This window comes from Chitinophaga rupis (assembly GCF_900109685.1).
GTDB lineage: Bacteria > Bacteroidota > Bacteroidia > Chitinophagales > Chitinophagaceae > Chitinophaga > Chitinophaga rupis.
This window is the reverse complement of the sequence record NZ_FOBB01000002.1, coordinates 842,824-868,004: the sequence shown is the minus strand read 5'-3', so window position 1 is coordinate 868,004 and position 25,181 is coordinate 842,824. Positions and strand designations below refer to the sequence as shown.

The following is a 25,181-nucleotide window of genomic DNA, read 5'->3' as shown; positions in this document are numbered from 1 at the left end:
TTTATGGGGCAAAGATGAGGGAATGATGGCGGAAGAAATAGAATGAAATTTGCCTCTGAAAAGTAAAAAAGTAAAAAGTAAAAAAGTAAAATGCCGCGAATATAAGCCTGTACGGCTCCGCGGCATTTACGTTTTAATTTTTACTTTTTAATTTTTTACTTCGACAGCTCCTCAAACTCTTCTGCAGATAATTCAATCTCTGCTGCTTTCATATTCTCATCTAAGTGGCCGATGGATTTAGTACCGGGGATCAGCAGAATGTTCTCTGCGCGCTGCAGCAGCCAGGCCAGCGCTATCTGTGCTGTGGTGGCATTATGAGCGTCGGCAATCTTATTGATCTTATCGGCCATGCTTTCCGGGCCGGAGGCCAGCGGGAACCAGGGAATAAAAGCCATATTGCGCCGGGTGGTGTAGTCCAGCACCTCTTCCCACTGGCGGTTGCCCAGGTTGTAGAGGTTCTGTACGGATACAATGGGTAATACTTTTTCCGCCCTTTCGATCTGCTCAATATTTACTTCAGATAAGCCTACAAAGCGGATCTTACCGGCTTTTACAGCCTCGGCTACTGGGGCCAGAGTTTCCTCTACCGGTACGTTGGGATCAAAGCGGTGCAGCTGCCACAGGTCGATGGTTTCTACCTTCAGGCGTTTCAGGCTGCCTTCAATGTTCTCGCGGATGAAGCCGGGGCTGCCGTTAGGGATCCACTGGCCCGGCCCAGGCCGGTTAAAGCCGCCTTTGGTAGCGATGATCACGCCTGGTTTATAAGGGTACAAAGCATCTGCAATGAGGCTTTCATTTAACTGCGGACCGTAGGCTTCGGCCGTATCAATGAAATTAACGCCGGCAGCTACTGCGGCCTGCAAAACCTTCTTTGCGTTCTCACGGTCTGCTACCTCTCCGAATACGCCGTCGCCGGTGAGCTGCATGGCGCCGTACCCTACCCTATTGATATTAAGCTGACCGCCTAAAGCGTAGGTCAATGCTGTTTTGCTTGTTATCATGGTTTCTCAATTTAGTACAACAAAGGTGAGGATATTCCGGCAGGTAGAAAATGTTAAAAGCAAAGGTTTCTTTATGAATTTCAAAGATGGGGACGCTAAAAGCGAACCGGCGGCACAGCCAGGTTACCCTGACCGGCCGCCGGTATTGTATTACAGTAGAAGAACAAATAATGGCTTAATGATCCTACAGCGTGGTATTCACCCGCTCTGTCCTTTTGTTGCCAAAAAGGTTTACCGTAGCACCTACTTCATAAGCGCCATCCACATAGGTTTTAATACCGCCTGTTTGGGTAGAGTACAGCACCTGCAGCGTAACGGTTTGCATAATGTTAACCCCTACCCCTGCGGTGACGCTTTTGGTGGTGTGGTACATGCCCATTACATTGGCTACATTGTTCAGGAATGAGATGTTAACCCCGGCATCCAGGATGTTATCATATCCCTTTACACCACGGTAGCAAAGCTTAGGCTCGATGCTGCTTACCGGGCCATCGCCAAAGAACTTATAAGATGCAGCAGTGAAAAAGATACCGCCACCGTTCACGCCTTTGTCATCGCCGGTGAACAGGCTTCTTACATTGGGTAAGGCGCCCTGGATGTTCCAGTGCCCATCCGTGTAGGCCATACCGTATTCGCCTTCAAAATAGTTATCGCGGCGGTTAAAGGCGCCAATGGACGGATCCGTAACATCACCGTTCACATTCTTATAATCCACCCGCTGGAAGTTAAGCGCCAGCGACAGGCCAAAGTGCAGCGTTTGCCCGTTATGCCCTACCGGTAAATGGTAGGCATATGAAAGCGCTACGCGGGTGCGGTTCATGAGCCCTGCCTGATCATTAAAGATGTTGATGCCGCCGCCTACGCGGTAGCCGAACAACGCGTCGGCTGTAAAGAACTTGGTTTCAGGAGCGCCATCAATGCCGGTCCACTGGCGGCGGTAGGCGCCGTTAAAATGGATGCCGGTATCGGCGCCTGCCATGGCCGGATTGGCCAGGTACTGGTTCTGGAAGTACTGGGTGCCGGAGGGTTCCAGCAGGGCCTGGGAATTACCCCAGGACTGGGCCTGTGCCTGCCTGCTGCCTATGAGGGTGAGCAGTGCTGCACCTATGAATAATACCCGCATATGCTTTTTATTTAACCGTGTACACATGGTATCAATATTTTAACGGATCAATGCTGATCCCTGATGATAGTAATATATCCTTTCGCCGTTTTAGCGCCGCCGTTGATCTTCAGCACGTAATAATAAGTGCCTTCTGCCAGCGGGCTGCCGTTGAGGGTAGCGTCCCAGTCGTTGCTATAGTTCACGCGATGGTAGATCATGCGGCCGGTGCGGTCGAAGATGGATACTTCGTTATCCGGATAGCTGTCCAGGTTGCGGATCACCCATTTATCGTTCCTGCCGTCGCCGTTAGGTGTAAGGATGTTGATGGCATCTACCTTAAAGTCCTCAACCACCGTTATGGCTATGTTGGCAGTGCTGCTGCAACCGGCTGCTGTGGTAGCCGTTACCACATAAGTGATGTTGCTTAGCGGCCTGGCTTCCAGTATAAAGTTATTCTGACCACTCAGGATACCATCTGCCGGCGACCAGCTGTAAGTATAACCGTTAACCCTGGTAGCGTTAAGGTGTATCACATCGCCTTTGGAAATGGTGCTGCCTTTATCGCTGCTGATGCTGATGGATGGCAGCTCATTCACCGTAATGGTGAAGCTGCGGCGCAGGGTATCTACCCCACCGTTGTCCGTACCGCCGTTATCCTTAATGGTAACAGTGATAGTGGCTGTGCCGGTGGTTACGGATGCTTTCAGCTTATAGCTTAATATGTTGGATGCATTTACACTCAGCGCATCAAAGAACGGCTGGTCAGATACCGCGGTGATGGTATACGTTTGCCCGGCTTCGGTGGCGGATGCACCTGTGAGCTGAATAGTATGCGTATCAGTACCGGTACAAACCTTCGCATCTGCAATGGCATCCAGCGTAGGCGCTTTGTTAATGAATGCTATGAGCACCTTAACAGTTACCGGCGTTGCTGCGCTGGTATTTAACCCGTCGCTTACCGTTACGGTGAGTGTAAAGGTTTGGCCTGCCTTTGTTTTCAGCAGGGCGGCATCTTTTACGGTAATTGCGCCGGTAGCGGCATTCAGGGCAAAGGCGCCACCGGAACCGTCGGTAACCAGGGTCCAGCTTTGCAGGGTGCCTGCTGTTTCAGCAGCGGTTAGCGTACCTACTACAGTGCCTGCGGTGCTGTTATCATATACATTAAAGGATGCATTGGCAATTACCGGTGCAGTAACATCGTAGGTAATGGTTACGGTGTTGGAAGCCGTGTTACCATTATTACCGGTGTTAACAGCGGCATTAGCCGGTACGCTTACATTCACTGCACCATCTGCTACGGGTGTGATGGTAGCGGTGTAAGTAATATTATCTGTAGTATTCAGGTTGCTTACGGTGGCATTGGTGGCGGTGATACCCGTGGTTGTTAAACCGGTTACAGCCTCGCTAAAGGTGAGCGTAACATTAAAGGCGGTATTCACGCGCGTGGCTACAGTGGTAGCTACTACCACTGTGGGGTGCGCGGTGTTAACGCGTACGCCGGTGGTGCTGCCAACACTGTTCAGGGTAAGTACGGCATTATTGCCGGCCGGGTCGCGAAGGGTGCTGCCATTCAGCGCCAGGGCCGCGCCCAGGGAAATACCGTCCATATCCATCTGGCCATTCAGCACGGTGTAGCGGAACAACAGGGCATTGGTGCCGGTACCGCTTACATAATTAGCCTGTACGGTGGTGGCGCCAATGGTCACCGGTATGGATGGGGTACCGCCTGCTACGTTCACCGCCTCGCTCATATGAACGGTGAAGTCCAGGTTCTGGCCGGTGGTATAGTAAGCGTTGGCCGGTACATCCACGGAGGTTATAACCGGCGCCGTAGCATCATAAGTATAGCTGATGGTATTGGATGCGGTGTTGCCGTTGCTTACAATATTCACTGCTGCATTGGCAGGTACCTGCAGGGTTACCAGGCCATCTGCCACCGGTGTTACCAGCGCGGTGTAGGTGATGTTATCGGTAGTGTTCAGGTTAGTCAGTGTGGCGTTAGTAGCGGTAATATCGCTTAGGGTAAAGCCGGTTACTGCTTCGCTGAATGTGATGGTTAAGGTGAATGGCGCATTGGCCTGCACGGTGCCCGACAGCTGTACGGTTGGTGTAGCGGTGTATACCAGCACTCCGCTGGTATTACCTACCCCATTAAGGGTGTTTGAAGCGGTATTGCCTGCGTCATCTTTCATAGTGCCTATCATGGTGGGGGCAATGGTAATGCCATCCAGGTCCTGCTCACCTGCCTGCACCGTGTAGCTAAAGGTTAAGGCGTTGGTGCCGCTGCCGCTTATATAGGCCGCCTGCACAGCGCTGCTGCCAATGGTAAGGTTCAGGGAAGGTATGCCGCCCGCCCCTATCACATTTACATTTTCATCGTAGTTAACGATGAAGTTCAGCACATCGCTGGCATTATAAGTACCGTTAGGCGGTACAGCTACGGAGGTTATGGCCGGTGCAGTACCGTCGTAAGTGTATGTTATGGTGTTGGAGGCCACGTTACCGTTATTACCAATGTTTACCGCTACATTGGCGGGTACCTGTACGGTTACCGTGCCATCTGCCGCAGGCGTAATTAAGGCGGTATAGGTAATGTTATCACTCGTTGACGTAGCGCCGGCAGCACCGTTGGTTACAACAATATCGCTGCTGGTAAAGCCGGTTACTTTTTCACTGAAAGTAAAGGTGGCGGTGAATGGCTGGTTACCCGGCGATACAGCTGTAGTGCTTACTACTACCGTGGGCGCGGTGGTGTTTACAAATATACCGGCCGTGCTGGGCACACCGTTCAGCGTTAATACAGCATTGTTGGTGGCGGCGTCTTGTATGGTACCTCCGTTTAAGGTAAGGTTGCCCAGGGCAATGCCGTCCATATCATTATCACCGGTTTGCACGGTGTAGGAGAATGTGAGCTGGTTGGTGCCGCTGCCGCTTACATAATCTGCCTGCTGGGTAGTAGCGCCTATTATCACACCTAATTGCGGCGTGCCGGTTACCGTTACGTTCTCACTGAAGGTAGCGGTAAAGCTAAGCACACCAGTTGCATTATAATAACCGTTAGGCGGTACGGATACCGCGGTTATTACAGGTGCAGTACCATCGTAGGTAAAGCTGAGCGTATTGGATGCCGTGTTATTGGTACCGGCTACGTTCAGCGCTTTATTGGCCGGGAAGGTAATGCTTACAGGGCCATCTGCTGTAGGCGTTACCGTTAGTGTGAACACGGTGTTGGCGGTGCCTGACAGGCTGCTTACCGTACCATTGGTAACGGTGAAATCTGCCAATGCCACACCTGCCATAGATTCGCTAAAGGTAGCGGTAATGGTGAAGGGTGCATTTACCAGTGCAGGTGCTGCGGTAGTTAATGTTACGGAAGGTACAGCGGTATGTACCCGTACATTGGTTGTGGAGGGCACGCCGTTTAAGGTAAGCACCGCATCGTTGGTGGCTGCATCCTTGATGGTGCCGCCATTCAGCTGCAGGGTACCCAGGGTAATGCCGTTCATATCCTCTTCCCCGTTCTGCACCGTATAACGGAATACCAGCGCGCCGGTACCGCTACCGCTTATATAATTGGCATAACGGATGGTGCTGCCTATTACCATACTTAGCTGCGGTGTACCGGTTACCGTTACATTTTCACTGAAGTTTATGGTAAAGTTGAGGATACCGCCTGTTTTATAATACCCGTTAGGTGGTACGGCTACGGTTGTAACAACCGGCGCAGTGGCATCGTAGGTAAGGCTGAGCGTATTGGATGCCGTATTGCCATTGCCGGCAATGTTCACTGCGCTGCTTGCAGGTACCTGTAAGGATACGGCGCCATCGGCAGCAGGTGTTACATCCAGTGTATAAGTAATATTATCGGAGGTGGCCAGGTTGCTTACCGTAGCGTTGGTGGCGGTAATATCTGACGCAGTGAAACCGGTTACCGCTTCAGTGAAGGTAACGGTTAATGTAAAGCCTGCATTTACCAGGGCCGGTGCAGTGGTGGATATTGTTACGCCAGGCACTACGCTGTATACAAATACATTAGCGGTGCTGCCTATGCTGTTTAACGTCAGCACAGCATTGTTGGTAGCTGCATCGCGGATAGTACCACCGTTCAATGCGATGGTGCTGCCTACGCTGATGCCATCCAGGTCCTGCTCCCCGGCCTGTACGGTGTAGCGGAATACCAGCGCGCTGGTACCGCTGCCGCTGATGTAGCTGGCGTCAACTGTTGCTGACCCGATGGTGATGGGAACTGTTGGCGTACCCGTTACCGTTACATTCTCACTGAAGTTTACGGTAAAGTCCAGGTTTTGGCCGGTTTGGTAATACCCGTTGGCCGGTACGCCTACGGATGTAACTGCGGGCGCAACCGCATCTACCAGCACGCCGGTAGTGCTGCCTACGCTATTTAAGGTAAGATTGGCATTGTTGGTGGCTGCATCCATTAAAGAACCGCCGTTTGCGCTAAGGGAGGTTACAGCAATGCCATCTGCATCCAGCTCTCCGCTTTGTACGGTGTAGGTGAATGTTAAGGCATTGGTGCCATTACCGCTTACATAGGCAGCCTGCCGGGGCATAGCGCCTATGATCATACTCAGCTGCGGTATACCGGCTACGGTAATATTTTCACTGAAGTTAACGGTAAAGGTGAGCGCATCGCCGGCTTTGTAATACCCATTGGCTGGTACGCTTACGGAAGTTACTGTTGGTGCAGTAGCATCATAGGTACGGGTTAAGGTATTGGAAGCTGTGTTACCATTATGGCCTATGTTCTCCGCTGCATTGCCTGGCACCTGCAGGCTCACCGTACCATCTGCCGCTGGCGCAAGATCTACGGTATAGGTAATGTTGTCTGATGTTTGCAGGTTGCTTGCCGTTGCATTGATACTGGTAAGATCCCCTGCCACCAAACCGGTTACTGCTTCGCTGAACGTAATGGTGGCGGTGAAGCCGGTGTTTAGCGGATCAGGCGCTGCGCTGGTTATGCTTACGGTTGGTATAATATTATTTACGCGTACGTTAGCCAGGCTGGGCACACCATTCAGTGTGAGTACGGCATTATTGCCGGCTACGTCCTGTATGGGGCCGCCGTTCAGCGCCAGTGTGCCCAGCTGAATGCCATCATTATCTGCATCGCTGAGCTGTACGGTATAGCGGAATACCAGGGCATTTGTGCCGCTGCCGCTTACATAAGCTGCCTGGCGGCCGGTGCTGCCAACGGTCAGGTTAATATAGGGTGTACCCGTTACCGTTACATTCTCGCTGAAGTTAACAGTAAAGTCCAGGTTCTGGCCGTTATGGTAATAATCATTGGCCGGTACGGCTACGGATGTAACTGTGGGCGCAACCGCATCTACCAGCACGCCGGTAGTGCTGCCTACGCTATTTAAGGTAAGATTGGCATTGTTGGTGGCTGCATCCTGTAAAGAACCGCCGTTTGCGCTAAGGGAGGTTACGGCAATGCCATCTGCATCCAGCTCTCCGCTTTGTACGGTGTAGGTGAATGTTAAGGCATTGGTGCCGTTACCGCTTACATAGGCAGCCTGCCGCGGGGTAGCGCCTATGATCATACTCAGCTGCGGTATACCGGCTACGGTTATATTTTCACTGAAGTTCACCGTGAAGGTGAGCGCATCGCTGGCTTTGTAATACCCATTGGCTGGTACGCTTACGGAAGTTACTACCGGTGCAATAGCATCGTAAGTAATGCTAAGCGTATTGGATGCCGTGTTAGGGTTATGGCCTATGTTCTGTACTGCGTTAGCCGGTAACTGCATGTTTATAACGCCATTTACCGACGGCTGCAGGTCCATCGTATACGTAATGTTATCCGCTGTCTGTAAGTTGCTCACCGTAGTATTGAGCACATTAAGATCAGCTACACTAAGGCCGGTTACCGCCTCACTAAAGGTAAGGGTAATAGTGAAGCCACTGTTGCGCGGCGAGCTGGCAGTGGTAGATAATACCACAGAAGGTATAGTAGTATTTACACGTACGTTAGCCAGGCTGGGTACACCATTCAATGTAACATTCGCATCATTGGTGGCTGCATCCTGGATGGTACCGCCGTTCAGGGCAAGCGTACCTAAGGTAACGCCATCTGCATCTGCATCGCCGGATTGTACGGTATAGCGGAATACCAGGGCATTGGTGCCGCTGCCGCTTACGTATGCTGCCTGGAGGCCGGTGCTGCCAACGGTCAGGTTAATATAGGGTGTGCCCGTTACCGTTACATTCTCGCTGAAGTTAACGGTAAAGTCCAGGTTCTGACCGGCATGGTAATAATCATTGGCCGGTACGCCTACTGATGTAACGGTGGGCGCTGTTTGGTCTATGGTCCAGGGATAGGAATCAGGTGTTGCGTCTGTATTACCTGCCGGATCAATGGCCCTTACGCTGAAAGTATGAGAACCATCTGCCAGCCCGGTATAGGTGCTTGGGGAGGTAACCGGTGTAAAAGGACCTCCATCCAGGGATGCCTGGAAGGTGCTTCCGGCTTCGCTGGATATAAAGGTAAATGTTGCGTTGGAACTATTGGTGAAGGCTGGTGGTGCGCTGGTAATAGTAGTATTGGGCGCCGTCTGGTCTACCGTCCAGGTATAAGAAGCTGGCGTAACCGCTACGTTACCTGCTGCATCTATTGCTCTTACACTGAAGGTGTGCGAGCCGTCTGCCAGACCGGTGTAAGTACGCGGGCTGGTAGCAGCAGTATAGGGGCCGCCATCCAGCGATGCCTCGAATGTGCCTGCTTCATTGGATGTAAAGGTAAAGGTACCGCTGCTGCTGTTGGTTAATACCGGTGGAGTAGCAGTGATAGTAGTAGTGGGCGCAGTCTTGTCTATAGTATATACCTGGCCTGTTATAAAAGGTGCAGGGCTTACGGTGGGTGAAATGCCGGTGCCGTTAACATCCAGTCTCAATGTACCATCACCGGTGCCGGTATTTACGGTTACCGTATAGGTAGTACCGCTGCCGCTTACGCTGGTTATGCTGGCGCCTGTAAGGCCGGTGGTAGTAAGGGTGAACGCGGAGGTGGTAACGCCGGTAGCGGAACCACTGAAGGTAACCGTAAACTGCACAGAGGCCAGTTTGGTGGGCGTTGCAGTTACACGGTTAACGCTGTTCACCATAATAGTAGGCGGATCCAGGCGCTTGAAAGCACCATCGGCCGGGTCACCAGGCGTGCTGGGATCATCTGTTGCATCATTTACAAAGATGCTGCTGCCTTTTATGACCATGCCCCAGGGGTAAAAACCGGCTGCGCTTACCAGCGTTACCGGCGTGATGGCAGTGCCTGATGCGCCTGCAGTTACAGGGTATGAATATTTTACAACATGCGAAGTAGTAGGGTCTACTGCTTCAACAGTATACAGGTTGTTGGATGCATCTAATGCCAGGGTGCTGATGCCCTTGCCGCTGTTAATAACGCTGGCGCTATATGCGGGATAGGTTAGCTTAATCAGCTGTCCGCCATCATTAGCAGTGCCGGGGGCAGGATCATTGGTTACAAAATCCAGGAAATAAATGTTTCCGAAGCCATCTACTACAATGCTCCAGGGGTAGGAAAAATCATTCTCATAAGGCACCCCGGCATATAGCACGGTACCTGCACCGGTTTCGTTCGTGTACAGGTATTTAACCACCCGGTACTTATCATCACCATTATTAAATGTTCCATCGGGATCTATATATTCCGTGGTAATAATGTCGTTATTCTGGTCAATGGCAAGCGAAGAATAAAACTTACCGCTTTGTATAACCGTTGCCGTGTAGGTAGGCGCGGTAAGCTTAATGATCTCCCAGCCATCAGCGCCCTCCGGGTTGGTCACATACACATCGCCCAGTGAGTTCACCGCCAGGCCCCAGGGGTATTCAATACCGCTGGTAACCAGCTGCAGGGAAGCATTTAATCTGACCGGCGCTCCTGCACCGTTGACATATTTTACCACGGTATATTTAGTGGCATCATTAGGATCCGTTCGCACAGCATAAATGTTGCCGGCAATATCTTTTGCCAGCGCACACTGTGAAACGCCTGAATTTATGGTAGTGGAAGTGTATTGCGCCGTGGCTGCAAAGCCGAACAATAAGCCGGCCAGCAGTAAGTAAAGGGCTTTCATACTTTGTGTAAATGTATGTTTCATATAAGGATGTTAAATACAAAGGAAGGGATTCTGCCAGCCTGTAACACAGGCATCATGTATGGTTTCAAACTCTTTCGCATCAAAGCGCATCCCTTTTCCCCGGTCAATGATTATTTTATGGAGGCTATTTCGTGATGTTGATATTTTAATGATGTTAGTATTAGGTAACGCAAAACCAGAGAGCGGGTAAAAATTCTTTTCGCCGCCGGGGCCCTGTATAATACCGGTACGCAGCTGCTGCTTTACGGTATCCCAGTCTCTTTTTTTTGCGTGGGGTAGTAATTCTTTCCAGATAAGGCCTGCTTCATATCCCATCAGCGCATAAATATTGGCGGGCTGCTGTGCGGTGGTTTCAAACTTCTTTACAAAGGCGCGGTTGGCCTGGCTTTCATCTTCACGCATCCATAGCTGTGCGGTGTACATTTCCATGTCTATGTGTTTGATATCATCCAGGATATCATCGTAGGCCATGGTTTCATGCACCAGCAGGGGTATGCGTTTATGCAATCCGCTGCTGATCCACTGCTGTAAAAAGCGGGTGCCCATGCTGCCGCAGAAAATAGCGTGCACATAGGTAGGCTGCTCTTCTTTCCATTTGTTAAAAATGCCATCCAGATCCAGCTTCAGCGGGTCATTAGGATCAAAGGGCAATACGTTCATCTGCAGCGATGTACCGCCGGCTGCTGCCACACCCTGCTGAAAGGTGTTATCCAGGTGATAGCCTGCTTCGTATACCGGCATGATCATATGCCCGCCCTCGCCAAAGGTACTGTGCGCCCAGTGGCCCAGCGCATACTGCGACTGCCATAGCTGGTGGGATGCATAAAAAATGTCGGGGCTGAGATAGGGAAAATGCGGTACGTACTCGCCCATATCAAAAAAGAAAGCGGGCTTCTTTTCCTGCTCTATAACAGGGATCAGACCGGGAATGGCTTTATAACCTATTAACCCGGAAAGGATATCTACCCGGTTAAAAAAGAGCAGCTTGCGCGCAGCTTCTTCGCTGGCCTTCAAGCTGCCCTGATTTGTATATTCCGGTATGAACTGAATGGTGCGCTGCCGTGCGGGATCCAGCCCCATACCTAATAGCCAGCCTGTTACCAGGTGTGCATGGTAATAGGGATAAATACCTGAATAGGGTGTCAGGAACCCGACGGTTAGCGGAGCGTTCATTTTTTATAGTTAGATAGTAACATTCATAATAGGCGGCATAGGGATGCGGCAGCTATATGGATGTAAGTATTGATAATTGTTTTCAGGCGTTCTTAGTTCCTTGAAGGGAAGATACCTTCCAACGCAACCAGGTAAGTCAGAGCCAGGTAAGGGTTCTGGATGCTGAACGGCTGGCTGCCACCGGCGATGCCAATGGTAACGTTACCGGTTACTGTACCCGGAGCCAGCGTGGTAGTATTATCCTGAACCTTGTAACCTTTGATCTGGGTAGCACCCGGGCCACTACCGATAGTAGGTAACACGGCCGGCACCATGGTAGGACCGGGTGTATTAGTAGTGCCTGCAGCAGTGCTGGCAGAGATAGTGGATGTTCCCCCGCTTATTACTCCTGTGTGATTATGCGCAGGCATATTGGTGATGAGCAGCGTTGTGCTCTCTGTTCCGCCGATTTGCCCCAATTGATAATCAGAAAGGCCCGGCCCCTGACCCCAGCCGATAGGTGCGCGGCCGCGGAGATCCGGTAATGCAAAAGTAGTTTGTCCGTTGCCCCCGTAAGTAGTGCCCATTAAAGAGAATAACGCGGTGTTCTGCGCAATGGAAAGGATCTGTCCCCAGGCCATGGCCCAGCCACGGATTGCAAAATTACCCCCAAAAAGGATGAGCATAGCGAGAAATGGTTCTGACATAGCGATTTTAGATTAGTTAAGTTAAGGGATGTGCTGTTTTAACAGCGGTTATTAAAAATTGTTTAAACTTATACAAGATTTTTTTTGCCGTCGCTGAAACCGGGTACTGCTACCGGCGCTCCTCCGTTTGCTTTGGAAATAGCGGCTAGGGCTCCTATCACACTATTCGTTGCAGCATCGTATACCGACCGGTAGGTTTGCTGCTGCAGCAGCTGCACAAAATCGTTCAGGGCATGAGCGCAGCCATCGGGTACACGGGCTTGTTTATAAACGTTCCTGCTCTCATTCCACTGAGGGTCATCATACTGCTCCAGGTAAGGCCTTACCGGCTCCCACATAAAATTCTCCGGGCTTTGCCCCTGGAGGTGAATAGCCCGCGCAACATCCATCCAGTGGCCGTTGCTGCCCTTTACCCGGAAGCCGGTGCTGAGCGGCTGCGCGGTTCCTGTATGTGATTGTAAATAGACGGTTTGCTGCTGCTCAGTGGTTAAACAGATCAGATCCAGCTGCGCGCGCATCAGGTATATACGTTGCTTAGCGGTTTTAGGATGTAGCTTGCTTACTACACATTCCGTTTGCTGCGGCTGCACCTGTAATGATTGATATTTATTACCCTTGTGTATGCCCAGTATTCCGGCGATGGCGGCCGCAGGAAATACCGGGTAAGGTAATGGGTTAGTAGTATGTGCAGGTGTTAAAGCTTGGTAATGTGCGCCGGCGTGGATGGTTTCCAGCGTGCCGAACAGGCCTGCGTTTACCATGTTGGAAACGGCCATGAGATCAGGGCGGTAGCTGTGCTCATCCAGCGTAAAATACTGGCGGTTAGTACGCTCACTAATGCGGATGATATCTTCATGCTCCTGTACCGTAACGCCCATTACCGGGCCGCAGGCTACATGCTTACCAGCCAGCAGCGCGGCTTTGGCAATGGTATAATGCTGATCCCATGGTGTGGCAATGATAACGGCGTCAAGATCTTTGCGGGATAAAAGCTGCTGATAATCATTACAGACATCCGGCGTGTAGGCGGTACCGTTCAGCAACGGCTTGCAGGCCTGCAGCGCAGCAGTATTACTTTCGCAAATGGCCCGAACATCCAGCTGCCGGTGCTGTAAGGCCCATTGCAGGTATTGGCGGCCCCAGGGCCCCGCGCCAATTACTCCTATACGTAAGCGGGAAGACGTTATTGCCGACAGTGAGGTAGGTAATAGCGTTAAAACAGGTGCAAGGATAGCCGCATTCTTAAGGAAATGCCTTCTTCCGGGTACATGCATAGAGATAAATTCGTACTAAAATCAGAGATTGCTCAATCAACGTGGGCTCGCAGTTACAAGGATAAAACAGATGTAGGTTCTTCGGATAATAGGATAGAGGTTAAAAAGATCGAACAAATGTATTACTACATTTTATATTAAAGAAATTTATTTTGGGTATATTTTAACAATTAACACATTGGTGTTAGAGAAAGTAAAAAGTAAAAAGCTTGCCTTTTGTTCCAGGGGAATGCGAAATGCTTAATGCCTTTTGCTCCGGGTGTTTTATTTTATGCGTAATGAAAGGCTGAATGCTGAGCCTCCTGGTTTTGCACCATGCTTTCTGCTTTCTGCTTTATGCTTTATGCTTTCCGCTTCTCTTGTACTGAACGCTAAACTCTTTTTTTATTTTTACTTTTTAACTTTTTACTTTTTTAGTGTAATTTAGTTATTCATCAAAGAAAAGGAGGTATTCATGCAATCTACAGGATATTCATGGAAACCTGCGGTTAGTATCGCCTAACCGGGTTCTTCCATATAAGAAAACTGTCAGACGCCCGGACGGGTGTCGGAGAGCCACCGGTAAACCGGTGGCTTTTTTGCTTAATGCAGAACGCTTCCCTCTTTTATGAGATCAAATTGAAAACCTGGGATGGTGATTAGGAACTAAATAATATTTTCCTTTTCTTTAAAAAAAATTCTTGAGAACGATCTTTTTAGCCCTTTCCCTTGCCACCCTTTTGTTTACTTGCTCCTTTACTATCCATGCGCAAAGCAAAGACGCTAGTTCGGCGCAATGGATCTCCGAAGAACAATTTATTCCCATAAACGGACTGGAACAATGGATCACTATTAACGGCGTACGCTCCAAGCCTGTGATATTGTTTCTGCATGGCGGGCCAGGCAGTGTTATGAGTCCTTATTCGGATAATCTTTACAAAGAATTGGAAAAGGATTTTATCATTGTTAACTGGGATCAACGGGGAGCTGGAAGAACTTTCGGACAACAGGCCCCGGATGAATTAACCCCGTCCTATTTACAAGCCAATCCACTAACGGTTGAACAAATGGCATCAGATGGCATTCAGGTTTCAGAATACCTGATCAAGCATCTCGGAAAGCGAAAAATTATTCTTTTCGGCACTTCATGGGGTTCAGTGCTGGGTGTTACGATGGCCACAAAACGCCCCGACCTTTATTACGCGTATGTTGGGCATTCACAACTTGTTACTCCTGATGATGACTTGTCGCTTTACAACCGTGTCTATAAGCTGGCAAAGCAAAATAATGACCAGGGATCTTTAAAGATCCTGGACGATCTTGGCATACCCCCCTATGATAAAGCCCGCGCTGTAGGTAAGCTGTTCAGGGTTGTGAAGAAATACGAAAAGGCAAATTCAACCCCTGCGCCTTCCAACTGGTTTGTTGAGGCTCAGAGCTATAATAATCCCAAGGACAGCCTGAACAGGGAACTTGGAGACGACTACTCATTTGTAAATTTTGTTGGTGATAAGCAGCTGGGCGTTAAATCTATGCGGGCAACAATTAATTTTTTACAAAATAGCCTTCAATTTAAAATCCCGGTATATTTCATCCAGGGAGAATATGATCTCTTAACACCCAAAGAAAAAACGACGCTTTACTTCAATAAACTGCAGGCGCCCAAAAAGGAATATTTTTTATTGCCAACAGCCGCACATGGGTTTAACGCCGAGGTGTTAGAAGCGCAGTATAGCGTGTTTAAGAGGATAAGCGGCAAACTTTAGCGGAAAGCACAAAGCAAAAAGCAAAAAGCTTCCTTTTTTATGCTGAAGGCCTTTTGCTTTATACTTTGTGCTTTGTGCTTTATGCTTTGTGCTTTCAGCTAATTCAGCGAACGGCAATATTTCTTCCGGTAATCCTGCGGGGTAAGGCCGGTGATGCGTTTGAATACTTTGCGGAAAGTTTTAAGATCGTTATACCCTACATTGTTCATAAGCGCGCTGATGTTTTCCCCGCTTTTTTCCAGGGCTTTTTTGGCGGATTCTATTTTTACCCGCTGCAGGTATTCCAGCGGGGTGCTTTGGGTGGCATGTTTAAAGCGGCGTATGAAATTGCGTTTGCTCATGTTGCTGCGTTCTGCAATTTCCTCGATGGAGATCTGTAGATGAAAATGCTCTTCAATATAAGACTGCGCCTTGCGGATCTCCTCATCCTCATGCTGGTGCTGTCCCATGAACATAGAGAAGTGTGCCTGGTTCACGCGGTCCATATCAATGGAGAACATTTTGCTGGCTACAATGCCTACCTCCCGTCCGCAGAACTTTTCTACCAGGTACAATACCAGGTTAAGCGAGGAAAAGGCGCCACCGCTGGTGTAAACACCTTCTTCATCCGTTACCACCAGGTCAGGGAGTATATCTATGTTAGGATAGCGGCGCCGCATATCATCTACCGCGGTCCAGTGGGTGGTGCAGCTACGGCCGGCCAGTAGGCCTGCTTCTGCCAGGAAATAGCTGCCCAAGCACAGGCTGGCTACTTCTGCGCCACGGCGGTGCATGGTTATGATCCAGTTCACCAGCGCATGGTTTTTATCCAGCGCCTGCTGGGCATCGCCGTAAAAAGCGGGTGCTATTACCAGGTCGGTATTGCTGACCTCTGATAAGTTTTTATTGCTGATGAACTGCCCTGGGATGTGCATGGAGGGATTATTACCCTTGTCACTTACCAAAGTTACCCTAAAGGCTGGCGGTGCGCCGGCCTGCTGCAGGATGCGGTTAGTACCGGACAGCAGATCCAGCACGCCTGCAATGGAGGATAAGACGGTGTCTTCGTAGATCAACAAAGCTATTTCCTTCATGGTTTTTCTTCTTAGCGTGGGTGTTCACAAATGTAGGTATTTAAACCTTACTGCACGCGGATCTTGATCACGGCCTTTTTTACCGGGGCCGGACCATTTACCTGTATGTTAGGCATGTGCAGGTCTGTAGGAAAAAAGATGGCGAAATGACCTTGCTGCAGCTTTGAGAAAAAGGCCGGTCGGTCCGGTACCAGCAGGTAATCCGCGGCTTCGTCGTACGCTTTGGAGGGCTGTTGCTGCAGCAGGTTATCATGCCCTATGAGCTCTGATCCGCTGATGATGTACTGCACATCAATATGCTGGCGGTGGGCTTCCATTTGCTCACCGGCAGCTGGTACAGTATCGTACTCATTGATGATTACAAAAATATTGTTGCCATCTATTTCATATTTACCTTTTTCCAGCGTGGTAAGATCTGTGCCAGCCAGGTATTCAAATGCCTTTACAAATGCAGGCCCCAGGTTGTAGTACAGGTGCGCATTGGCTAATGTGTCCAGGATCATCGTTGAAAAATTGTTTAGTGAGAAAGATACTAATTCGCGAGAATATAATCTGTTTCTTTACTGATACGTTGCAGCAGCTGTTTAAAATAGGACTGCATAGCTGCCGGCAGTGCGCTGAAGCTTTTATCATATTGCAGGCTCCTTTCCTCATCCAGGGTGCCGGTAACGGCGCGGATAGCGGTTTTGCTGCCATTGTTGTAGAGGAGTATTTTCAGGCGGCGGTACTCCCCTTCTTCTTCCCGGCTACGGCTGCCGTACACTACGTAGGGATCAATATAGCCATCGCCGTTAAGGTCCTGCAGCTGTATATATTTTGACCAGAACCAGATGGATGACTCTTCCGGCTCCAGCAGGTCTTTCATTTTCCAGAGGATTTTAAACCCACCCTGCTCCTGCTGTATACAGGCGGCGGCCAGGTTGGTGACGGTGGTATCCAGGCCATGGGTTTCGCTTTTTTCCATAAGCAGCAGGTAGCCGGTACCGCCCTTGTCGGTATATTGATAGGCGCGGAAAATGGGATAGCTTATTTCCAGCTGCTGCTGCAGAGCGGGTGTAAATAAGCTGTCGGTACTGTGCCGGGATAAAATACGGGCCCGGGTTTGGGCCTGGGTGGTTTGGAACAAGGCTGAAAAGAGTATACCTGTGAAGCTTATTGTAATGGCAAGGGTACGTTTCATGGGCGTACAAGATAATATTTGAGGCAGATGTTTACGGATAAACGTTTGTCGTTCACCTCACCGCCAATTATTCCTAAAAGGCTTAGCGAAAAAGGGCGGCAAGGGTTCAGCCGGATTGCGTACGAATGTGTGTCACACTTTTGAGGTGTGGCACACGGGTAGGCTTTTATGTAGGGGGGAGGAATTGCGCAGCAATGGAGCAGCAATGCCTCCCTCCTAAAAAGGCTGATTTATAGCAGTTGCACAGCAATGGCGCAGCCATCTCCCAGAAGAAAAACCCCGGTTATGCGGCAGCAGCACTGCCTAACGGAGGCGGTAAGCGTAAGAACTGCTTGTCCCAGATCTGGTACACGATCACCAGCCACATAATAATACTGGGAAATGCCTTACCGGCATAAGGTAACATCACGTTATGCCGCATCCAGGGCGTAAGCAGGTCTGAGTGGGCAAAACTGGTGAAAATGAGCACAAATATGAACAGGGCATTGTTCCAGCGGGTGGGCCTTTGCATCACATACCAGATGCACACTGCCGGAAAAGAAATGATGTAGGTAGGCGATTCTGAGCTGGTGCTGAATATTACGGTGAACAGCAGCACGGAACAAAGCAGGTACAGGCAATATTCCTTATTCTCTTTCCATTTCAGGCGCAGGTAATGGGTGCCAAACAGCAGGAAAGCGGGGCATAATACCCACAGGTTGTTCAGCTGTTTTAAATGAAATACCCGTTGTATAAAACCCATGGCAGAAATATTCTGGAATATAACACCCTGGTCGAACTTATAATTCTTCTTATTTTTTTGTACAATAGCCTCTCCCCATTCCCTGTAGGATTGTACAATATAATCAAAGGAGGATATGACTGCCGGTAAGATCCACAATACAGCGCCCCATAAAATCAGGCTGCCTATAAAACGCCAGCGGTGTTTACTGAAAAAGAAAAATGCCAGCCCTACTATGCCGTACAGCTTTACCAGGGCGGCAATCATAATAAAAAAGGCAGCCCAGAAATCCTTCCCCTGCCGGATCAGCACAAAGCTCAGGATAAGACAGGCTATAATGGACGGGTTAAACTGGAAATAGCTGCTGGAGCCCATCAGCTCATGGCTGGCAAAGATCAGCACCAGGTTTTGCTGGATGCGGGTAATGGGCAGCTTGCGGATGGCAATGTACAGGAACAGCGCATTGGCCATCACCCATAACATAGCCCCTACGGAAAAGGGTAAAAGGGCAAAAGGTGCAATAATAATGCTGTACACCGGCCCATACATATTTACATCATAGTAGTACTCAGGATAAGGAATGTACAGGGGCTTTTGCGCCACCAGGTGCAGGTATACATACCGGAAAACACTGAAATTATTGGCATTGTTGGCCAGCAGCTCCTTGGCGGCCACCAGGATAGATAAACCGAACCATAATAACAGGGCCAGCCAGTCTTTTTCGCCTAACCAGGCCAGTGTAAAACGCTTCGCGGTTGGCAGGCCATTACTTTTTTGCATTAGTTCCATACGGATAGTCTGATAGTTGTTGGCACAAAAATAGTGTGCGTATTTTGTATTATTATTTTATTATAAGTTATTTTATTATTTGAACGTCTCTTAATTGCTCTTATGAACACGAATGTGTCGGTTATCCCTGAGTTTCTGGCCGGCGGCGGTGAAATGGGGGCACGTATCCGGGAATATGACTGGGCCGCTACCCCGCTGGGGCCTGTAGATACCTGGCCTCAGAGCCTCAGAACCTGCATACGTATTATGCTTACTTCCAGGCAGCCTATCTGGATAGGTTGGGGAAAAGAGTTAATTAAGTTCTACAATGATCCCTACAAGGCTATTGTGGGCGGTAAACATCCCTGGGCGCTGGGCAGCCCGGCTTCCGTGGTATGGAAGGATATCTGGAAGGATATTGAGCCTATGCTGCGGCAGGTGATGCAGGAGGATGAAGGCACGTATGTGGAATCCCAGCTACTTATTATGGAACGGAATGGGTATGCGGAAGAAACCTATTATACATTTTCCTATACGCCCATACCGGGTGATGATGGCGGCACTGCCGGCATGATCTGCGCCAATGTGGATAATACGGACCGCATTATCAGCGAACGGCAGCTAAAGACCCTTACGCAGCTGGGTAAACGTTTAGCCGGGCTGCAGGCCAGCCGGGATGTGATACAACAGACCATTTATACGCTGGAAGAAAATCCGCAGGACTTTCCCTTTGCACTTTTTTATACGGTATCTGATAACAGGGCTACGCTGGTAAATGCTACGGAGCTGGGCGATGCTGCCCCGCAGGTACCTGCTGAAATTGACCTGGATGGCCCGGGCCTGGGCGCTTTACTGCAAAGGGCCGCCCTGTTACGGCAGCCGCAGATACTGGAAGGGTTGGAAGCTATTATGGGCGCCATGCCCATGGGCAGCTGGACCATCAGGCCTACAAAGGCTGTTATACTGCCCATTGTTTCCGCTACGGTTAAAGAGCCTTATGGTTTCCTGGTAGCGGGCTTTAACCCCTATCGCTTGCCGGATGAAAAATATATGGGCTTCTGCTCCCTGATCATGGATCAGATCATGTCCGGCTTTGCAGATGTGCACCTGCTGGAAGAAGAGCGGAAAAGGACTGCGGCGCTGGCGGAGATAGACCGTGCTAAAACGGCTTTTTTCTCCAACATCAGCCATGAGTTCCGCACGCCTCTTACTTTATTACTGGGCCCTATTGAAGAAGCCCTGCAAAACCCTGCTATTGATACAGACCTTAAAGCGCAGCTGGATATTGCCTACCGCAATGCGCTGCGCATGCAAAAGCTGGTGAATACGCTGCTGGAATTTTCACGTATTGAAGCGGAACGGGTAGATGGAAAGTTTACCCGGGTGGATATTTGCAGACTTACAGTGGACCTGGCCAGCACCTTCCGCTCCGCGGTTGAAAAAGCCGGTATGGCGCTGAACATTGAATGCAGCTATACGGAGGCGGAAGTATATGTGGATGTGGAGATGTGGGAGAAGATAGTACTGAACCTGCTGTCTAACGCCTTTAAATATACGAACCAGGGCCATATAGATGTACGGGTACAGGTGGCGGATGAGCAGGTGCTGCTGTCTGTAACGGATACGGGTATAGGTATTGCGGCAGACCAGCTGAACAAAATATTTGACCGTTTTCACCGGGTTGAGAACATACAGGGCCGCAGCCAGGAAGGCACGGGTATTGGCCTGGCCATGGTAAAAGAGCTGGTAAAGATCCATAAGGGAAATATCAGCGTAAGCAGCCACCCGGGCGCAGGATCTACTTTTACCGTAGTGATACCCACCGGTAAAGCGCACCTGGAAGACGGCCGTATTGAAGAAAACGATCCTGACACAATTATATCCAAACAGGCCGACGCCTTTTTGCAGGAAGCCCTGAAATGGCTGCCGGAAGCGCCGCAGTATGAAGCGGCCACTAATGATGCCAGCGACCCTGCTTTATATAAAGTGCTGCTGGCAGATGATAATGCAGATATGCGGGAATACGTACAGCGGCTGCTGGCCCACCAGTTCCGTGTAATCACTGCCGTTAATGGCGAAGATGCCTTCAGCAAAATGCTGCAATACAAACCGGACCTGTTGTTGTCTGATATTATGATGCCGAAGCTGGATGGCTTTGGATTGCTGCAGCAGGTACGTAACCACCCGGATACCCGGCATATACCGGTGATCTTTTTATCGGCCCGCGCAGGTGAGGAATCCAAAGTAGAAGGGCTGGATGCCGGTGCGGATGATTACCTGGTGAAACCATTTTCGGCCCGTGAATTACTGGCCCGGGTAGAAGCGAATATCAAGATTGCCAAAAGCCGTATTGCCGCTGAAAATAATGTGCGCAACATGATCATGCAATCGCCCATACCCATGGTGCTGCTGCGTGGGGATACCTTTTCCATTGAGATCGTGAATGAAAAGGCCCTGGAGCTCTGGGGCAGAGATCATGAAAATGCCATCAACAAACCGCTGCTGGAAGTGCTGCCGGAATTGGACAAACAGGGTTTCGGACAAATATTACATGAAGTATATACCAGCGGTGTGCCCTATCATGGCAATGAAATACCATTGGAGCTGATGCGTTTCGGCAAACCCGAACAGCTGTACCTTAACTTCATTTATACGCCGCTGCGCGATGCCCATAATGTGGTAACAGGTATTATTGCGGTAGGCGTAGATGTATCTGAACAGGTAATTGCCCGCCGCGCGGTGGAACAAAATGAACAGGAGCTTACAGAGCTGGCCAATGCTATGCCGCAGCTGGTATGGGTAGCCGGACCTAAAGGGGAAACAGTGTACATTAATAACCGGCTATCTCAATTTGCCGGCGAAAGGAATCTGCAATACGGTGACGGATACTGGGGATGGGTAGCGCTTACACACCCGCAGGATCTTGCCCCGACGGAAACCGCCTGGCAAAAAGCAATTGCCACTGGCAGCGTGTTCCAGTTTGAGCACCGCATGCTAATGAAGGATGGCAGCTACCGCTGGCACCTGAGCCGCGGCATTCCGCAGAAAGATGATAACGGACAAACATTGAAATGGTTTGGCACCACTACCGATATTCATACTGCACGGGAATACGCCGCTTTGCTGGAGCAGGAAGTAAAAAACCGCACACACGAGCTGCAGGAGCTGAATATAGCTTTACAACGATCCAATGAAGACCTGCAACAGTTTGCACATGTGGCCAGCCATGACCTGAAAGAGCCTGTGCGCAAGATCAAAACCTTCAGCAACCGGTTGCAGTATGAATATGGAGACCTGCTGCCGGAAAAGGGCAAAACATTCCTGGATAAAGTGCAGCGTGCCACGGAAAGGATCTTTTCCATGATAGAAGGGGTGCTCTCCTACTCTACCCTGAATGCTGCAGAACAGGAAATTGAAAAAGTTGATCTGAATAAAACGCTGGCCGATATTGAGGAAGACCTGGAAGTAAGCATACAGCAAAAACGCGCGCGTATTGTGCGAAGCGAATTGCCTGTAGTTGAGGGCGCTTCTATACTCATTTACCAGCTATTTTATAATTTAATTAACAACTCCCTGAAGTTTGCGCGAACAGATGAATTGCCGGTGATACACATTACCTGCTCCACCCTGCAGGAAGGCGGGCAGGATTATGTAGAGGTGGCGATTACCGATAATGGTATAGGATTTGAACAGGAATATGCAAAGCGTATTTTTGATACCTTTACCAGGCTAAATGCAAAAGATAAATTTGAGGGAACCGGTTTAGGCCTGGCCTTATGTAAAAAGATAGTGGAGCGGCACCATGGCAGTATAACCGCTACCGGTATAAGAGATGAAGGTGCTGTTTTTACGATATTATTACCATTGATACAGATTCAAAGACCGTTTAAAGCAGATAGCAATGGCAGTAACGAGAACCTTTTTACTAATAGATGATGATACGGACGACCGTGAATTATTTGCGGAAGTACTGGCAGCCGTAGACCCGGTTATTACCTGCAAGCAGGCTATAGACGGAGAAGAGGCTTTCCGGAAGCTGCAAAAAGGTACTGAACAACCGGACATTATTTTCCTGGACATTAACCTCCCGGTAATGAATGGCTGGCAGTTCCTGCGGAAAATAAAGACCGCTGACGGTTTAAAAGATATCCCGGTGATCATGTACTCCACCTCCTCTGACCAAAACGATAAAGAAACGGCCAATGTGCTTGGCGCATCCTGCTTTTTAACCAAACCTAATAGCTACAAAGACCTGAAAGGCTTAATGGAAGCGATTGTGGCAGCAGCCCGGCAAAATAACCCCGCCACCGCTATTTGTAAGGCTATTGCGAGCTACAGGAGGAGTCAATAATTAATACTTACTGCGGTAAAACTTGTTTTCTTTTTTTATCGGTAAGCTGTGGCATTAACAATTAATACTTATTGCGATAAAACTTGTTTTCTTCTGTTAACTGTAAAGGGTGGTTAGTGAACCAGGTGATGAATTGCTGCCATTTTTGTGGATTATTTAAACGCCAGTCATCAAACTCCTGCTGGTTACCATTGCCCAATACCCAATAATTATAAGCTTCAAAATGGCCGGCGCTGCGTACCTGCTGCTGATAATCAAATAATACAACGGGCGTTTTTTGCTGGTGGCCCAGCTGCTGATAGCTATCCAGGAATTTAAAACGGATATTGTGCAGTGTGGCCAGGCTCACGATCTTCTCCCCTGCTACGGCCAGCGCTAACGTTGGCTCATATACGCCGGTACCGAAAGGTTTGCGCATTAAAGCCTGCAACAGCGCATCCGGGCCGCTTTTGGGGTTATAAACAACGTTAACCGTATTATTTTTGCTGAAGCTAACGGTAATGCTGGTATCGTCCTTAAACTTAATTTCTGATTTATAAGTGTAGTATAATTGTTTGCTGATCTCCTCCGTACGTTTGCTGCCGCGTTCCAGATTTACGAAGATCTCCCCGTAGATCATGGCCCATACTTCCTCTTCAGAATCAAAGAATAAACGTGCGGCCCAGTAATAGTTTGAGGGGAATGCAGGATCGGCTTTAATACCAGCTTCAAAAAAGGCTAATGCCTTGTTGTATTGTTTGGTATTTAGCTCCATTACGCCTCTTTCCAGGTATAGGTTCCCTGCGGCGGGAAAATGCTCCAGCCCTTTATCATATGTTTCAATGGCCTTACTGCTTTTTCCGGCGTTGTCGTAACTATTGCCTAACATCTGGTACACCCGGGCTGTGGCCATTTTATTCTTAATCATTTTTTTAAGGATGGTAATAGCGCCTTCATAATCCTGCAGCTGGTAATGAGCGAAAGCTATCTCGTAGGGTATTTCCGGATCATTGGGATCCAGCTGCTGTGCGGCTGCCAGCATTGCCAGCGCCTCAGTGGATTTGCCATCATCAATAAGGGCGATGGCGGCTTCACGTTTTTGCCTTGCCAGGGCCGTATCTGTTTGTGCGCTGGCGGCAAGGCCGGACAAGACGAGTATGGAACAGACGAGTAAGCGCATAGATATAGATTTGCAGATGGTGCAAATACGCAGATGTGCGAATATGAAGATAAGCAAATGGGCAGATATTTGGATGTACGGGTGGCCATCACGAAGATCATTCATTTACCATCTGCATATCTGCACATTTACCTGTTATGTTGTGATCAGGTTTTGCAGGGATTGTTTATAATCCTTTCGCATAGCCAGCTGCCCTATATTTAAATGTACAAAGCTTTTTAGTGCTTCATTAGGGCCTTCCTCATGGTGTTGTTTCTTGAATTTTATGTTGCGGGCTATAGCGCCTACGGAGCGTATAATTCCCCAGGGAATACCCCACCAGCCCAGCAGCAGTGTTTTAAGCTGCGCGTTATGCATGGCGCTGTCCAGGCAATCGGGGCAGCCTATCTTTACCCGCTGCTGGTAATGTGTAATAAAAATGAAGCTCATTACTTCCGATACTACTGTTGCGTTTAGCGGTTTATTACTGGTTTGGCAGTGCGGGCATTGGAGCTGGCGGAGCAGGTTATAGTAGAGCGCTACATCATCTCCGGCTGCCCGCGCGGTTTGTTGCTGTAATTCCAGTGCGGTTAATAACCGGGGATCCAGGCCGCGTTTTTGAACTTCTTCTTTTGCAATGGCGAGTGCTGTGGGTGTAAGTCCTTGTGCATCATGGGTAAAAAAGTGGATCAGTTCTTTATCGGACATTTGAGCATACTGCTCCTGTACGAAGTGGGTATCGATTCCTGTACTCATAGGGATAGGTGTATTGTCTCAGACAAATATAATAAAATTTTAATGTTGACATTGGTGGTTTTTTGGGGATGA

At 49.4% G+C, this 25,181-nt stretch carries 15 protein-coding genes; 3 read left to right on the top strand and 12 right to left on the bottom strand.

Translation table 11 applies throughout. The annotated features are described in order from the left end of the window. Positions 1-155: 155 nt before the first annotated feature. The 6 genes from BMZ54_RS10585 to BMZ54_RS10560 all read right to left on the bottom strand — a co-directional run bounded on the left by BMZ54_RS10585 (position 156) and on the right by BMZ54_RS10560 (position 13,377). Positions 156-1,001, bottom strand: coding sequence for an aldo/keto reductase (locus BMZ54_RS10585; RefSeq protein WP_089910356.1), 846 nt, complete (start codon positions 999-1,001; stop codon positions 156-158). A gap of 184 nt (positions 1,002-1,185) precedes the next feature. Then, complete coding sequence (locus BMZ54_RS10580; protein ID WP_089910353.1) at positions 1,186-2,151, bottom strand: PorP/SprF family type IX secretion system membrane protein; 966 nt, start codon at positions 2,149-2,151, stop codon at positions 1,186-1,188. A gap of 20 nt (positions 2,152-2,171) precedes the next feature. Next, entirely contained in the window at positions 2,172-10,244 is an 8,073-nt protein-coding gene (locus BMZ54_RS10575) for an Ig-like domain-containing protein (RefSeq protein ID WP_089910350.1), read from the bottom strand. A 9-nt stretch (positions 10,245-10,253) separates the two neighbouring features. Then, entirely contained in the window at positions 10,254-11,417 is a 1,164-nt protein-coding gene (locus BMZ54_RS10570) for an ABC transporter substrate-binding protein (RefSeq protein WP_089910347.1), read from the bottom strand. Positions 11,418-11,509: 92 nt separating this feature from the next. After that, a complete protein-coding gene (locus tag BMZ54_RS10565) occupies positions 11,510-12,103 on the bottom strand; it encodes a phage tail protein (protein ID WP_089910345.1) in 594 nt (197 codons plus the stop codon). A 68-nt stretch (positions 12,104-12,171) separates the two neighbouring features. Continuing rightward, the gene (locus BMZ54_RS10560) at positions 12,172-13,377 is read right to left on the bottom strand and encodes a Gfo/Idh/MocA family protein (protein WP_089910342.1); all 1,206 of its coding nucleotides are present in this window, start codon (positions 13,375-13,377) and stop codon (positions 12,172-12,174) included. Between the two features lie 680 nt (positions 13,378-14,057). On the opposite strand from BMZ54_RS10560, the gene BMZ54_RS10555 reads away from it, so the two are divergent. Then, positions 14,058-15,122: an alpha/beta hydrolase gene (locus BMZ54_RS10555; protein WP_089910339.1), complete on the top strand. Its 1,065-nt coding sequence runs from the start codon at positions 14,058-14,060 to the stop codon at positions 15,120-15,122. 98 nt (positions 15,123-15,220) lie between these two features. Here BMZ54_RS10555 and BMZ54_RS10550 read toward each other — a convergent pair whose 3' ends face one another. The 4 genes from BMZ54_RS10550 to BMZ54_RS10535 all read right to left on the bottom strand — a co-directional run bounded on the left by BMZ54_RS10550 (position 15,221) and on the right by BMZ54_RS10535 (position 18,885). Further along, complete coding sequence (locus tag BMZ54_RS10550; RefSeq protein ID WP_089910335.1) at positions 15,221-16,195, bottom strand: GlxA family transcriptional regulator; 975 nt, start codon at positions 16,193-16,195, stop codon at positions 15,221-15,223. Between the two features lie 47 nt (positions 16,196-16,242). Further along, positions 16,243-16,698, bottom strand: coding sequence for a NanQ anomerase/TabA/YiaL family protein (locus BMZ54_RS10545; RefSeq protein ID WP_089910332.1), 456 nt, complete (start codon positions 16,696-16,698; stop codon positions 16,243-16,245). 29 nt (positions 16,699-16,727) lie between these two features. Then, entirely contained in the window at positions 16,728-17,375 is a 648-nt protein-coding gene (locus tag BMZ54_RS10540; RefSeq protein WP_089910328.1) for a M949_RS01915 family surface polysaccharide biosynthesis protein, read from the bottom strand. A 283-nt stretch (positions 17,376-17,658) separates the two neighbouring features. Then, the gene (locus BMZ54_RS10535; RefSeq protein WP_089910325.1) at positions 17,659-18,885 is read right to left on the bottom strand and encodes a glycosyltransferase family 87 protein; all 1,227 of its coding nucleotides are present in this window, start codon (positions 18,883-18,885) and stop codon (positions 17,659-17,661) included. Positions 18,886-18,987: 102 nt separating this feature from the next. On the opposite strand from BMZ54_RS10535, the gene BMZ54_RS10530 reads away from it, so the two are divergent. Together BMZ54_RS10530 and BMZ54_RS10525 are read left to right on the top strand one after the other, a co-directional pair. Beyond that, entirely contained in the window at positions 18,988-22,800 is a 3,813-nt protein-coding gene (locus tag BMZ54_RS10530) for an ATP-binding protein (protein ID WP_089910321.1), read from the top strand. After that, on the top strand, positions 22,766-23,215 hold the full coding sequence (locus BMZ54_RS10525; RefSeq protein ID WP_089910318.1) for a response regulator: 450 nt from the start codon (positions 22,766-22,768) through the stop codon (positions 23,213-23,215). The genes BMZ54_RS10530 and BMZ54_RS10525 overlap by 35 nt, the downstream gene beginning before the upstream one ends. 61 nt (positions 23,216-23,276) lie before the next feature. Here BMZ54_RS10525 and BMZ54_RS10520 read toward each other — a convergent pair whose 3' ends face one another. Both BMZ54_RS10520 and BMZ54_RS10515 read right to left on the bottom strand, forming a co-directional pair. Then, entirely contained in the window at positions 23,277-24,374 is a 1,098-nt protein-coding gene (locus BMZ54_RS10520; RefSeq protein WP_162277508.1) for a tetratricopeptide repeat protein, read from the bottom strand. A gap of 135 nt (positions 24,375-24,509) precedes the next feature. After that, positions 24,510-25,109 carry a hypothetical protein gene (locus BMZ54_RS10515; RefSeq protein WP_143080964.1) on the bottom strand — a complete coding sequence of 200 codons (600 nt, stop codon included), beginning with the start codon at positions 25,107-25,109 and terminating at the stop codon, positions 24,510-24,512. Positions 25,110-25,181: the final 72 nt, after the last annotated feature.